The following is a 12,875-nucleotide window of genomic DNA, read 5'->3' as shown; positions in this document are numbered from 1 at the left end:
AACCTTGATCCCATGACAGTGAACTACCCCCGAATCGGCGTGATCGGCGCCGGCGCCATGGGGCGCGGCATCGCGCAGATCGCCGCCCAGGCGGGCAGCGAAGTGCTGCTGCTCGACAGCTTCGCCGGCGCCGCCGAGCGTGGCCGCGAAGCCCTCGCCGCCCAATGGAACAAGCTGCACGAGAAGGGCAAGATCGACGCCCCCACGCGCGACGCCTACGTCGCCCGCGTGAAGGCAGTCGACGGCATGCAGGCGCTCGCAGGCTGCGACCTCGTGGTCGAGGCCGTGGTCGAGAACCTCGAGGTCAAGCGCACGCTGTTCCGCGAGCTCGAGGACGTGGTCGCGCCCACCGCCACGCTGGTCACCAACACCTCGTCGCTGTCGGTCACGGCCATCGCGGCCGGCCTGCAGCACCCCGCGCGCTTTGCGGGCTTTCACTTCTTCAACCCGGTGCCGCTGATGAAGGTGGTCGAGGTGGTGGCGGGCTTCAAGACCTCGCCCGAGGTCTGCCAGAAACTGGCCGGCTACGCGGCGCAGATGGGCCACAGCGCCGTGCAGGCGCAGGACACGCCCGGCTTCATCGTCAACCACGCGGGCCGCGGCTACGGCACCGAGGCGCTGCGCATCGTCGGCGAAGGCGTGGCCGACTTCGCCACCATCGACCGCATCCTCAAGGACCAGGCGGGCTTTCGCCTCGGCCCGTTCGAGCTGCTCGACCTCACGGCGCTCGACGTGTCGCACCCGGTGATGGAGTCGATCTACCACCAGTACTTCGAAGAGCCGCGCTTCCGCCCGAGCGTGATCACCGCGCAGCGCCTGGCCGCCGGCGCGCTGGGCCGCAAGACCGGCGAGGGCTTCTACCGCTACGACAACGGCGTGATGCAGCAGACACCCGAAGCACCGGCGCCGGTGATCGAAGGCACGCCCGCGGTCTGGGTGTCGCCGCGCGCCGCGCGCCGCGCCGAGCTGCTGCGCCTGGTGAACACGCTGGGCGCGCAGATCGACAGCGGCAGCGCTCCCGCACCGCAGTCGATCATCCTGGTCGCGCCGCTGGGCTTCGACGTGACGACGGTCGCGGCCGTCGAGCGGCTGGACGCCACGCGCACCGTCGGCATCGACATGCTCATCGACGACGTCGCCACCAAGCGCCGCGTGCTGGCCACCAACCCGGCCACGCGCCGCGACGTGCGCGACGCCGCGCACGCCCTCTTCGCGCGCGACGGCAAGGCCGTGAGCGTGATCCGCGACAGCGGCGGCTTCGTCACGCAGCGCGTGATCGGCGCCATCGTCAACATCGCCGCCGACATGTGCCAGCAGCGCGTGTGCACGCCGGCCGACCTCGAGACCGCCGTGCAGCTGGGGCTGGGCTACCCGCGCGGCCCGCTCGCCATGGGCAACCTGTACGGACCGACCAACATGCTCGAGGTGCTGTTCAACCTGCAGACCGTGTATGGCGACCCGCGCTATCGCCCGAGCCCGTGGCTGCGCCGCCGCGGCGCGCTGGGCCTGAGCCTGCTGCACGAAGAAGAATAAGCACGCACACCATGACCGCCGAACTCAAGAGCACCAGCGAAGGCAGCACCATGGTGCTGACCATCGTCAACCCGACCCAGCGCAATGCGCTGGGCCCCGAGATCTACGCCGCCGGCATCGAGGCGCTGAACGGCGCCGAGAGCAGCGACGAGATCCGCAGCGTCGTCATCGTGGGCGAAGGCGCCTGGTTCTGCGCCGGTGGCTCGCTGCAGCGGCTGCTGGCCAACCGCCAGCTCGACCGCTCCGTGCAGGCCGAGAGCATCGAGGGCCTGCACAACTGGATCGATTCGATCCGCACCTTCCCCAAGCCGGTCATCGCGGCCGTCGAAGGTGCGGCAGCCGGCGCCGGCTTCTCGCTCGCGCTGGCCTGCGACTTCGTCGTGGCCGCGCGCGACGCCGTGTTCGCGGCCTCGTACAGCAACGTGGCGCTCTCGCCCGACGGCGGCCTCAGCTGGCACCTCGGGCAGGCACTGCCGCGCCAGCTGGCAAGCGAATGGCTGATGAACGGCGAGCGCATCGAGGCCGCGCGCCTGCATGCCTTCGGCCTCGTCAACGAGCTCACCGACAGCGGGCAGGCGCTGGCCGGCGCGCTGGCCCTGGCCACCCGCCTGAACGCTCGCGCGCCGAACTCGCTGGCCAGCATCAAGGAGCTGCTGAGCGACGCGCGCGGCGCCACACTGGCGTCGCAGCTATCGCAGGAGCGCGATCATTTCGTGCGCAACCTGCACCACGCGAACGCGGGCATCGGCATTGCCGCGTTCCTCGACAAGACACCGCCTCGCTACGAGTGACGCCTGACGGCGTCGCTCCCGAGACACCCCACAGCTTTTCAGTCGCCGAGAGGACAGACCATGGACGACCCCATTCTTACCATCGAAGAACGTGAAGCGATCAACAGTGGTCGCTGGTTTTCTTCCCTATCTCCATCGCTACGGCACGACATCCTCCGATGCGCCTTTGTCAAACGCTACAAGGACGGCGACCTGCTCGCCGCGCGCGGCGACCCGCCCGAGCACTGGATCGCCTGTGCCAAGGGGGCGTTGCGCGTGAGCTCGACCGCGGTGTCGGGCAAGCAGGTGACGCTGACCTACGTCGAGCCGGGCATCTGGTTCGGCGATGTGGCGATGTTCGACGGGGAACGTCGCACGCACGACACGTACTCGCATGGCGACACCACCGTGCTGTGCGTGGCGCGGGCCGATTTCCAGAAGATCCTGGCCACGCACGTCGAGCTGTACGAAGCGCTGATGCGGCTGCAGGCGCGCCGCATCCGCACGCTGTTCGGGCTGGTGGAAGACCTCAACACCCTGCCCTTGCGCGCACGCCTGGCCAAGCAACTCATTCATCTGGTGCGCAGCTACGGCGTGCCGAGCCTGGACGACGGCAGCCAGACGCGCATCGGCCTGCAACTGGCGCAGGAAGAACTCGCGCAACTGCTCGGCGCTTCGCGCCAGCGGGTCAACCAGGAACTCAAGACGATGGAGCGCGAGGGCACCATCCGCATCGAGCCGGCCGGACTGGTCGTGCTGGACCGCTCGGCGCTGATGCAAATCTCCGTAGCAGACAACTAAAAGAATCGACATGAGCCAGGACTTCTCCAGTTTCATCGGCACCCGTGCGGTGTCCCAACAGCACACCTTCGACGTGGACGCGCTCGCGGCCTGGCTCGAAAAGAACCTCGAGGGCTTCCAGGGTCCGTTGACGGTCGAGATGTTCAAGGGCGGTCAGTCCAACCCGACCTACAAGCTCGTCACGCCCACGCAGAGCTACGTGATGCGCGCCAAACCCGGCCCGGTCGCCAAGCTGCTGCCTTCGGCCCATGCGGTCGAGCGCGAATACAAGGTCATGCGCGGCCTGCAGGGCACCGATGTGCCCGTGCCGCGCATGTACTGCCTGTGCGAAGACGAGGCCATCATCGGCCGCGCCTTCTACATCATGGAGTTCATGCAGGGCCGCGTGCTGTGGGACCAGTCGCTGCCCGGCTTCAGCAACGCCGAACGCGCGGCCTACTACGACGAGATGAACCGCGTCATCGCGGCGCTGCACACGGTCGACTTCGCCGCCCGCGGCCTGGGCGACTACGGCAAGCCCGGCAATTATTTCGAGCGCCAGATCGGCCGCTGGAGCAAGCAGTACAAGGCGTCGGCCGACGGCGCCGGCGAGCTGTCGCAGCCCATCGAGGCCATGGAGCGGCTGATCGACTGGCTCCCCGCCCACATGCCGGCGAGCGCACGCGACGAGACCAAGGTCTCGATCGTGCATGGCGACTACCGCCTGGACAACGTGATGTTCCACGCGACCGAGCCGCGGATCATCGCGGTGCTCGACTGGGAACTCTCCACGCTGGGCCATCCGCTCGCCGACTTCAGCTACCACTGCATGTCGTGGCACATGCCCCCCACCACCGGCCGCGGCATCGGCGGCGTGGATGTGGCGGCACTGGGCATTCCCACCGAGAGCGAATACATCGCCCGCTATTGCGAGCGCACGCGCATCAGCACGCCCGAGGCGCTGGCGCCCGACTGGAATTTCTACCAGGCCTACAACCTGTTCCGCATGGCTGCCATCCTGCAGGGCATTGCGAAACGGGTCGAAGCCGGTACCGCATCGAGCGAGCAAGCCGTGGCGTCCGCCCGTGGCGCACGGCCGATGGCCGAGATGGCCTGGCAATTTGCCCAAAAGGCATAGCCAGCCCTCCCCCTTAACCCCACTAGGAGACAGCATGGATTTCGAATATTCGGCCAAAACCAAGGAGCTTCAGAAGCGCGTTCTCGCCTTCATGGAAGACCACATCTACCCGGCCGAAGCCGAGTACAGCGCCGAACTGGCCGCCAACACGGTCGCCGGCAAGCGCTGGAGCGCCCTGAAGACCGTCGAGAAGCTCAAGGACAAAGCCAAGGCCCAGGGCCTGTGGAACCTGTTCCTGCCGGTCGACAGCGCCTCGGCCTCGGGCTATGAGGGCGCGGGCCTGACCAACCAGGAATACGCCCCGCTGGCCGAGATCATGGGCCGCGTGCCATGGGCCTCCGAAGCCTTCAACTGCTCGGCGCCCGACACCGGCAACATGGAAACCATCGCCCGCTACGGCTCGGAAGAGATCAAGGCGCGCTGGCTCAAGCCGCTGCTCGAAGGCCAGATCCGCTCGGCCTTCGCGATGACTGAACCCGACGTCGCCTCCAGCGATGCCACCAACATCGCCACCCGCATCGAGCGCCAGGGCGACGAGTACGTCATCAACGGCCACAAGTGGTGGATCTCCGGCGCCGCCGACCCGCGCTGCGCCGTGTTCGTCACCATGGGCAAGACCGATCCCGAAGCGCCCAAGCACTCGCAGCAGAGCATGGTTATCGTGCCGGCCGACGCCAAGGGCATCCGCATCGTGCGCCCGCTGAACGTGATGGGCTACGACGACGCGCCGCACGGCCACGTCGAGATGTACTTCGAGAACGTGCGCGTGCCCGTCGGCAACATCCTGCTGGGCGAAGGCCGCGGCTTCGAGATCGCACAAGGCCGCCTTGGCCCCGGACGCATTCACCACTGCATGCGCCTGATCGGCCTGGCCGAGCGCGCGCTCGAGCTGATGTGCAAGCGCGCCTCGTCGCGCGTGGCCTTCGGCAAGACCGTCGCCTCGCAGACCGTCACGCAGGAACGCATCGCTGAAGCGCGCTGCAAGATCGACATGGCCCGCCTGCTCACGCTGAAGGCCGCCTGGCTGATGGACGTGGCCGGCAACAAGGTCGCGCGCACCGAGATCGCCATGATCAAGGTGGTGGCGCCCACCATGGCCTGCCAGGTCATCGACTGGGCCATGCAGGTCCACGGCGGCGGCGGCATGTGCGACGACTTCCCGCTGGCCGCGGCCTACGCTGGCGCACGCACGCTGCGCTTTGCCGACGGTCCGGACGAAGTGCACCGCAACGCGATCGCCAAGTGGGAGCTGGGCAAGTACGCCGCCGACAAGTCGGGTGCCACCGCCGACGCGCCTGTCACGCGCTTCTGATCCAGACAAAAGAAAGGGCGCGATTGCCGCGCCCTTCTCTTTCTCATCTGGCCATGCCGCCCACGCCTTGCGCGTCGGCGGCATTTTCATTGGCCTGGTTCGGTCAGAGCTTCTTCTGCAGGAAGACGGCGTGGCCGAATTCCGGATCGAGCTGGTAGCTGACGAAGCCTTCGCGCTCATAGCTGCGCAGCGCGGGCGCATTGCCCGACAGCACCTCGAGCGTGAGCTTGCAGGCGCCGCGCCGGCGGGCTTCCTGCTCGACCTGCGCGAACATCTGTTGCGCCACGCGCTGGCCGCGGTGGCTGGCGCGCACGACCACGTCGTGCACATTCACCAGCGGCTGGCAGGCGAAGGTCGAAAAACCTTCGATGCAGTTGATCAGGCCGACGGGCGTGTCGCCGTCGAAGGCCAGTACGCTGAACGCCTGCGGACGCGCGGCGAGCGCAGCGGGCAGGCCTTCGCGCACGGATGCCGGCAGCGGTGTGCCACCGCCGGCGGGGTCTCGCGCGTAGCTGTCGAGCAGTTCGACCACGGCCGCAGCCTGCAGCGGATCGCGGTAGTCGGCCAGGCGGATTTCAATGCGGCTCGCCGTCGTCATGCGGCGGGCTTGAGCGTGGCCGCGAGGCGCTCGGCGCAAGACTGCGACTGCTTCGGATCACGCGCTTCGACCATCACGCGCACCAGCGGCTCGGTGCCACTCGCACGGATCAGCACGCGGCCCGCATCGCCCAGTTCGGCTTCGATGCGCTTGGTTTCGCTGGCGAGCGCCTGGTTGCTCTTCCAGTCCTGGTCGGGCGCGAGGCGCACGTTGATGAGCGTCTGCGGGAACAGCGTGACGCCTTCGAGCAGTTGTGCCACCGTCTTGCCGCTGCGCACGCAGGCCTGCAGCACCTGCAGCGCGCTGACGATGCCGTCGCCCGTGGTGTGGCGGTCGAGCGCCAGCAGGTGGCCGGAGCCTTCGCCGCCGAGCAGCCAGCCGCGCTTGTCGAGCTCCTCGAGCACGTAGCGGTCGCCGACCTTGGCGCGCACGAACTCGATGTCCTGCGCGCGCAGGGCCATCTCGACAGCCTTGTTGGTCATCAGCGTGCCGACCACGCCCGCCGGCTTCTCGCCGCGCGCGATGCGCTCGGCCACCATCAGGTACAGCAGCTCGTCGCCGTTGAACAGGCGACCGCTGGCATCGACCAGTTGCAGCCGGTCGGCGTCGCCATCGAGGGCGATGCCGTAGTCGGCCTTCTGCGCCGTCACGGTGGCGACCAGTGCCTCGGGGTGCGTGGCGCCGAAACCCTTGTTGATGTTGAGGCCGTCGGGTGCGCAGCCGATGCTGGTAACGTCCGCCCCCAGTTCGTGGAACACATTCGGCGCCACCTGGTAGGCCGCGCCGTGGGCCGCATCGACCACCAGCTTCATGCCGCGCAGCGACAGGTCGTTGGCGAAGGTGCTCTTGCAGAACTCGATGTAGCGGCCGTCCGCATCGTTGAGGCGGCGGGCCTTGCCCAGATTGGCCGAATCCACCCAGACGGGTTCTTCTTCGAGCGCGGCCTCGACGGCCAGCTCCCAGGCGTCGTCGAGCTTGGTGCCCTGCGCGCTGAAGAATTTGATGCCGTTGTCGGGAAAGGCGTTGTGGCTGGCGCTGATCACCACGCCCAGGCTGGCGCGCTGAGCGCGCGTGAGGTAAGCCACGCCCGGCGTGGGCAGCGGGCCGAGCAGCACCACATCGACGCCGGCGGAGTTGAAGCCCGACTCGAGCGCCGACTCGAGCATGTAGCCCGAGATGCGGGTGTCCTTGCCGATCAGCACCGTGGGACGGGCCTGGGTTTTCTTGAGCACGCGGCCGACGGCGTGTGCGAGGCGCAGCACGAAATCGGGGGTGATGGGCGATTGGCCGACCGTGCCGCGAATGCCGTCGGTGCCGAAATACTTGCGGGTCATGTTGTTGCTCTTTGAAGGTGTTCTTGCGGTGCTTCCGCGCGCATGGCACGCCATACGGCGAGGGCGGCGACGGTGTCGCGCACGTCGTGCACCCGCACGACCGCTGCGCCCCGGTCCACGGCCAGCACGGCGGCTGCCACGCTGGGCACGGTACGCCCGGATGCATTGTCGATGCCGGTGACGGCCCCGATGGAGGACTTGCGGGACCAACCTAGCAACAAGGGGTAACCGGTTGCCAACAATTCCCGCTGCCGACCGAGGAGCGCGAAGTTCTGCGCCACGCTCTTGCCGAAACCGACGCCCGGATCGAGCGTGATGCGCGCGGGATCGATGCCCAGCGCTGTCAGGGGCGCCAGTTGTTCGTCCCAGAAAGCCAGCACCTCGGGAATCACGTCACCCTGCATCGGCAGCGCCTGCATGGTCTGCGGGTCGCGGTGCATGTGCATCAGGCAGATGCCGCAGGTCGGGTGCGCCGCCACGGCCTCGCGCGCGCCCGGCTGGCGCAGCGCCCAGATGTCGTTGACGATGTCCGCGCCCAGATCGAGCACGGCCCGCATCACCTCGGGTTTGTAGGTGTCGATCGACAGCGGCGCGTTCAGCTTCACGGCCTCGCGCACCACGGGCAGCACGCGCGCCAGCTCGGCGTCGAGCGGCACGGCCGGGCTGCCGGGGCGGGTCGATTCGCCGCCGATGTCGAGGATGTCGGCGCCCTCTTTCAGCAACTGCTCGCAATGCGCCAGCGCAGTGCTTGTGGACGCATGCGCGCCACCGTCGGAAAAGGAATCGGGCGTGACGTTGACGATGCCCATCACGCGCGGCTGCGCGAGATCAATCCTGAAGCGCGAGGTCTGCCAAACCGCACCATCTGGCTCACCATGGAAAACGGGGCCAGGGGCCCCGTTATTGCTTGATTGCAAGCCCACCTCAGGCCGCAGTGGGCGCCGGGTCGGTCGTGACGGCCGGCGTGCCGCCGCTGCCGCCGCTGCCCGAAGGCGGGATGCGCGGCGTCCAGTCCTTGGGCGGACGCGGTGCGCGGCCGGCCATGATGTCGTCGAGCTGTTCGCTGTCGATGGTTTCCCATTCGAGCAGCGCCTTGGCCATCGCGTGCATCTTGTCGCTGTTCTCTTCGATCAGGCGGCGCGCCAAGGCGTACTGCTCGTCGATGATGCGGCGCACTTCGCCGTCGACCTTTTCCATGGTCTGTTCGCTCATGTTCGTGGTCTTGGTGACCGAACGACCCAGGAACACTTCGCCCTCATTCTCGGCATAGACCATCGGGCCCAGCGCGTCGGTCATGCCGTAGCGCGTGACCATGTCGCGGGCGATGGAGGTCGCGCGCTCGAAGTCGTTGCTGGCGCCGGTGGTCATCTGATGCATGAACACTTCTTCAGCAATGCGGCCACCGAACAGCATGCTGATCTGGTTCAGCATGTACTCGCGGTCGTAGCTGTAGCGGTCCTGTGCCGGCAGGCTCATGGTCACGCCGAGGGCGCGGCCACGCGGAATGATCGTGACCTTGTGGACCGGGTCGCACTTGGGGAGCAGCTTGCCAATGAGGGCGTGGCCGGACTCGTGGTAGGCCGTGTTGCGGCGCTCTTCCTCGGGCATGACCATGCTCTTGCGCTCGGGGCCCATGAAGATCTTGTCCTTGGCCTTCTCGAAGTCCTGCATCTCGACCACACGCGCATTGCGGCGGGCGGCCATCAGGGCAGCTTCGTTGCACAGGTTGGCCAGGTCGGCACCCGACATGCCGGGCGTGCCGCGGGCGATGACGCTCGGGTTGACGTCCTGGCCCAGCGGGACCTTGCGCATGTGCACGCCGAGGATCTGTTCGCGGCCGCGGATGTCCGGCAGCGTGACGTACACCTGACGGTCGAAACGGCCGGGGCGCAGCAGCGCGGCGTCCAGGATGTCGGGGCGGTTGGTGGCAGCCACCACGATCACGCCGAGGTTGGTTTCGAAGCCGTCCATCTCGACCAGCATCTGGTTGAGGGTTTGCTCACGCTCGTCGTTGCCGCCGCCGAGACCGGCGCCGCGCTGACGGCCCACCGCATCGATTTCGTCGATGAAGATGATGCAGGGTGCGTTTTTCTTGGCGTTCTCGAACATGTCGCGCACACGGGCCGCGCCCACGCCGACGAACATTTCAACGAAGTCGGAACCCGAGATCGAGAAGAACGGCACCTTGGCTTCGCCGGCGATCGACTTGGCCAGCAGCGTCTTGCCGGTGCCCGGAGGGCCGACCAGCAGCAAACCGCGCGGAATGCGGCCGCCGAGCTTCTGGAAGCGCTGCGGGTCTTTCAGGAAGTCGACGACTTCACGGACTTCTTCTTTCGCCTCGTCGCAGCCTGCGACGTCGGCGAAGGTCACCGTGTTGTTGTTCTCGTCCATCATGCGGGCCTTGCTCTTGCCGAAGCTGAACGCCCCGCCCTTGCCGCCGCCCTGCATCTGGCGCATGAAATAGATCCAGACGCCGATCAGCAGCAGCATCGGGCCCCAGCTGACCAGCAAGGTCATGAGGAGCGAGCCTTCTTCGCGCGGCTTGACGTCAAACTTGACACCGTGGTCGATCAGGTCGCCCACGAGGCCGCGGTCGAGGACCGTGGCGGTCGTGCGGATCTTGCGATCGTCGTTGGTGACCGCGACGATTTCGCCGCCACCGGCGCCTTCAGGAATGATGGCGCTCTTGATCTGGTTGTTGCGGACCTGGTCCAAAAACTCGGAATAGCTCACCGTTCCCGAGCCGACGCCACCGCGGGTGTCGAACTGCTTGAACACAGTGAACAACACCATGGCAATGACGAGCCATACGGCAACTTTGGAAAACCACTGATTGTTCAAACGAAGCTCCAGTCGAAAGCGCGTGACGGGAATATGAAATACGCGCTGAGGGTACGCAATTGCGCCCCATTTTAGGCTTTTCAAGCTGCGAAAAGCGGACATTTCCCTATAGCAGCCATAGGCTGACAAGGGTTTGCGCCCCTGGAGGGCACGCTGCGGCAAGGTATCAATGCGTATCGAGCGCCTTCAATCCCCTGCCGATGAGGAAGGTTTCGGCCGATTTATCACGCGACGCCTTCGGTTTGAGCGGCTTCACGACGCGGAAATTGGCCTTGAACATCTGGACCAATTCGTCATACCCGCTGCCATGGAATACCTTGGCCACCAATGCCCCTTCGGGCTTCATGTGGTTCTGGGCGAAGTCGATGGCCAGTTCGATCAGGTGCGCCACGCGGGCCGCATCGGCCGAATGGATGCCCGACAGGTTGGGTGCCATGTCGGACACCACAAGGTCGGCCTTGCGGCCAGCCAGCACCGCCAGGAGCTGCGCCAGCAGTGCGTCTTCGCGGAAGTCGCCCTGCAGGAAGGTCACGCCTTCGATGGGCTCCATCGGCAGCAGGTCGAGCGAAATGATGGTGCCGTTGAGGTCGCCGACCGCCGCCCCGCCCGGCGACATGCGCCGCCGCAGGTACTGGCTCCAGGCACCGGGGGTCGAGCCGAGGTCGACCACCAGCTGGCCGGGCTTGACCAGCCCGAGCGACTCGTCGATTTCCTTGAGCTTGTAAGCCGCGCGGGCGCGGTAGCCCTCTCTGGTCGCGAGCTTCACGTAGGGGTCGTTGATGTGGTCGTGAAGCCACGCCTTGTTGACTTTTTTGCTTTTGGCTTTGGTGCTCATGAGGGTGTTCGTGTACGCGTCGATAATACGGGGATGCCCGCCATTCAACTTACCCCTGCCGAGCGCAAGGTGCACCGCGCCGAAGCTCACCACCTGGATCCGATCGTCATGGTCGGTGGAGACGGGCTCACCCCTGCCGTGAAAAAGGAGGCCGACGCGGCCCTGAAGGCCCATGGCCTGATCAAGGTGCGCGTCTTCTCCGACGACCGTCTCGCCCGCGACGCCATGCTCCAGGAGCTCGCCGACGAGCTCGACGCCGCCCCGATCCAGCACATCGGCAAGCTGCTCGTGCTGTGGCGCCCGAAGCCCGAAAAAGAGCGTGTCATCGACGAAGACCGCATGCCCGGCCCGCGCGACGTCAAGATCGTCAAGTACAGCAAGCGTGGCGGCCAGCGCCCCGAAATCAAGACCCTGCGCGTGCTCGGCAACCAGCGCCTCACCCCTGGCGGCACCATCAAGCGCGCCAAGGCCAAGCGTCCGCTGTCGGCCAAGAAACGCAACCAGGCGGACTGAACTTGGTGGCAGCGCAAGGCGCCCAGCGCCATATCCTCTGCATGAAGTGGGGCACCAAGTACGGCCCCGAGTACGTCAACCGGCTCTACGCCATGGTGCGCCGCCACCTCAGCGGCGACTTCAAGTTCGTCTGCCTGACCGACGACGGCAACGGCATCCGCCCCGAAGTGACGTGCCTGCCCATTCCGCCGCTCAACCTCCAGCTGGCCCCGGGCCAGCGCGACGGCGCCTGGAAGAAGCTCACGACCTTCGAGCAGGACCTGCACGGCCTGCGCGGCACCGCCCTCTTCCTGGACGTCGACGTGGTGATCGTCGGCAGCCTGGACGCCTTCTTCGAGCAGCCCGGCGAGTTCCTGATCATTCACGACTACGCCCGCCCCTGGCGGCGTGAGCGGATCACGGGCAATTCATCGGTCTACCGCTTCGAGCTGGGCGCCCACGCCGACGTGCTGGCGTACTTCCGCGCCAACATGGACAAGGTGCAGGCCGAATACCGCAACGAGCAGGCCTACCTGTCGGACGTGCTGCACAAGCAGGGCAAGCTGGCCTACTGGCCGGCCGCCTGGTGCCCGAGCTTCAAGTACCACGGCATCCCGACCTGGCCGACCAACTACTGGGAAGAGCCCTTCGTGCCCGAAGGCGCCCGTGTGATGGTGTTCCACGGCGAGTGCAACCCGCCCGATGCGCTGGCGGGGCGGCGCAACCGCGCCTTCCGCTACATCCGGCCGGCGAGCTGGGTCGCCAAGCACTGGAAAGAGTAACCAGGCCGGAGGCGGCGATGCGCGTCGCCGCCCCGGTTCAGCGTGGCGCCCGAACGGCGCCGCCCATGCGCCACAGCAACGTGCCGGCGCAGGCCCACTGAACGAAGTACATGCCCGTGCCCACGGCATGCCACAGCTTGAGGTTGTCGCGCGCCACGATGCGCGGCGCCACGGCGTACTGCTGCAGCAGCGCCAGCAGCAACGCTGCCAGCACCAGGAAGATGGCGGTCAACACCGGTTGGGTCATGCCGTCGTCGGCCTTCTGGCGGAAATGGATCAGCAGGATCAGTCCGCAGCCGATGGCGATCCAGCTCTGCGCCTCGAACAGCTGGGCGGCAAAATTGCCTGCCACCGCCGGGTTGCCGAGCTTCGCGAACAGCATCGGCACGACCAGGAAGCCGATCGTGGTGAGGCTGCCCCACCACAGGGCCGCCAGCATCAGCGCGACGCGGTCTTTCAT

Annotated in this window: 13 protein-coding genes; 7 read left to right on the top strand and 6 right to left on the bottom strand. The window is 66.9% G+C overall.

From position 1 onward, the window contains the following. Positions 1-12: 12 nt before the first annotated feature. From AC07OH_RS05485 to AC07OH_RS05465, 5 genes are read left to right on the top strand one after another with little or no spacing between them, the layout of a single operon-like run. Entirely contained in the window at positions 13-1,533 is a 1,521-nt protein-coding gene (locus AC07OH_RS05485; RefSeq protein ID WP_495299867.1) for a 3-hydroxyacyl-CoA dehydrogenase, read from the top strand. 11 nt (positions 1,534-1,544) lie between these two features. After that, entirely contained in the window at positions 1,545-2,324 is a 780-nt protein-coding gene (locus AC07OH_RS05480; protein WP_062471537.1) for an oxepin-CoA hydrolase, alternative type, read from the top strand. Between the two features lie 60 nt (positions 2,325-2,384). Then, positions 2,385-3,104 carry a Crp/Fnr family transcriptional regulator gene (locus AC07OH_RS05475; protein WP_056581250.1) on the top strand — a complete coding sequence of 240 codons (720 nt, stop codon included), beginning with the start codon at positions 2,385-2,387 and terminating at the stop codon, positions 3,102-3,104. 10 nt (positions 3,105-3,114) lie between these two features. Continuing rightward, positions 3,115-4,221: a phosphotransferase gene (locus AC07OH_RS05470; RefSeq protein WP_495299866.1), complete on the top strand. Its 1,107-nt coding sequence runs from the start codon at positions 3,115-3,117 to the stop codon at positions 4,219-4,221. A 34-nt stretch (positions 4,222-4,255) separates the two neighbouring features. Further along, complete coding sequence (locus AC07OH_RS05465) at positions 4,256-5,533, top strand: acyl-CoA dehydrogenase family protein (protein WP_492678849.1); 1,278 nt, start codon at positions 4,256-4,258, stop codon at positions 5,531-5,533. 103 nt (positions 5,534-5,636) lie between these two features. On the opposite strand, the gene AC07OH_RS05460 is transcribed toward AC07OH_RS05465, so the two are convergent. From AC07OH_RS05460 to AC07OH_RS05440, 5 genes are all read right to left on the bottom strand, one after another. Next, entirely contained in the window at positions 5,637-6,131 is a 495-nt protein-coding gene (locus AC07OH_RS05460) for a GNAT family N-acetyltransferase (RefSeq protein ID WP_495299865.1), read from the bottom strand. Then, a complete protein-coding gene (gene glmM / locus AC07OH_RS05455) occupies positions 6,128-7,465 on the bottom strand; it encodes a phosphoglucosamine mutase (protein WP_492696042.1) in 1,338 nt (445 codons plus the stop codon). Before glmM ends, AC07OH_RS05460 begins: the two co-directional genes overlap by 4 nt. After that, complete coding sequence (gene folP / locus AC07OH_RS05450; protein WP_495300960.1) at positions 7,462-8,274, bottom strand: dihydropteroate synthase; 813 nt, start codon at positions 8,272-8,274, stop codon at positions 7,462-7,464. Before folP ends, glmM begins: the two co-directional genes overlap by 4 nt. A 115-nt stretch (positions 8,275-8,389) precedes the next feature. Further along, positions 8,390-10,306 carry an ATP-dependent zinc metalloprotease FtsH gene (gene ftsH / locus AC07OH_RS05445; RefSeq protein ID WP_489056891.1) on the bottom strand — a complete coding sequence of 639 codons (1,917 nt, stop codon included), beginning with the start codon at positions 10,304-10,306 and terminating at the stop codon, positions 8,390-8,392. 166 nt (positions 10,307-10,472) lie between these two features. Continuing rightward, a complete protein-coding gene (locus AC07OH_RS05440) occupies positions 10,473-11,141 on the bottom strand; it encodes an RlmE family RNA methyltransferase (RefSeq protein WP_495299864.1) in 669 nt (222 codons plus the stop codon). Between the two features lie 33 nt (positions 11,142-11,174). Between AC07OH_RS05440 and AC07OH_RS05435 the strand changes: the two genes are divergently transcribed. Beyond that, positions 11,175-11,654, top strand: coding sequence for a YhbY family RNA-binding protein (locus tag AC07OH_RS05435; protein ID WP_062471564.1), 480 nt, complete (start codon positions 11,175-11,177; stop codon positions 11,652-11,654). 41 nt (positions 11,655-11,695) lie between these two features. Beyond that, entirely contained in the window at positions 11,696-12,415 is a 720-nt protein-coding gene (locus AC07OH_RS05430) for a glycosyltransferase (RefSeq protein WP_167395020.1), read from the top strand. 37 nt (positions 12,416-12,452) lie between these two features. On the opposite strand, the gene AC07OH_RS05425 is transcribed toward AC07OH_RS05430, so the two are convergent. Further along, positions 12,453-12,875 carry a DUF4149 domain-containing protein gene (locus tag AC07OH_RS05425; RefSeq protein ID WP_495299863.1) on the bottom strand — a complete coding sequence of 141 codons (423 nt, stop codon included), beginning with the start codon at positions 12,873-12,875 and terminating at the stop codon, positions 12,453-12,455.

This window comes from Variovorax sp. GW821-FHT10C12, from assembly GCF_059415405.1.
Note: the sequence above shows the minus strand (reverse complement) of the source record. Positions and strands in the feature narration are given on the sequence as shown.

Bases quoted from the DNA above. Each gene is read 5' to 3' on its own strand.
- AC07OH_RS05470 (WP_495299866.1), top strand. From the start codon at position 3,115: ATGAGCCAGGACTTCTCCAGTTTCATCGGCACCCGTGCGGTGTCCCAA.
- AC07OH_RS05440 (WP_495299864.1), bottom strand. From the start codon at position 11,141: ATGAGCACCAAAGCCAAAAGCAAAAAAGTCAACAAGGCGTGGCTTCAC.
- glmM (WP_492696042.1), bottom strand. From the start codon at position 7,465: ATGACCCGCAAGTATTTCGGCACCGACGGCATTCGCGGCACGGTCGGC.
- AC07OH_RS05485 (WP_495299867.1), top strand. From the start codon at position 13: ATGACAGTGAACTACCCCCGAATCGGCGTGATCGGCGCCGGCGCCATG.
- AC07OH_RS05435 (WP_062471564.1), top strand. From the start codon at position 11,175: ATGCCCGCCATTCAACTTACCCCTGCCGAGCGCAAGGTGCACCGCGCC.
- folP (WP_495300960.1), bottom strand. From the start codon at position 8,274: ATGGGCATCGTCAACGTCACGCCCGATTCCTTTTCCGACGGTGGCGCG.
- AC07OH_RS05425 (WP_495299863.1), bottom strand. From the start codon at position 12,875: ATGAAAGACCGCGTCGCGCTGATGCTGGCGGCCCTGTGGTGGGGCAGC.
- AC07OH_RS05465 (WP_492678849.1), top strand. From the start codon at position 4,256: ATGGATTTCGAATATTCGGCCAAAACCAAGGAGCTTCAGAAGCGCGTT.
- AC07OH_RS05480 (WP_062471537.1), top strand. From the start codon at position 1,545: ATGACCGCCGAACTCAAGAGCACCAGCGAAGGCAGCACCATGGTGCTG.
- AC07OH_RS05460 (WP_495299865.1), bottom strand. From the start codon at position 6,131: ATGACGACGGCGAGCCGCATTGAAATCCGCCTGGCCGACTACCGCGAT.
- AC07OH_RS05430 (WP_167395020.1), top strand. From the start codon at position 11,696: ATGAAGTGGGGCACCAAGTACGGCCCCGAGTACGTCAACCGGCTCTAC.
- AC07OH_RS05475 (WP_056581250.1), top strand. From the start codon at position 2,385: ATGGACGACCCCATTCTTACCATCGAAGAACGTGAAGCGATCAACAGT.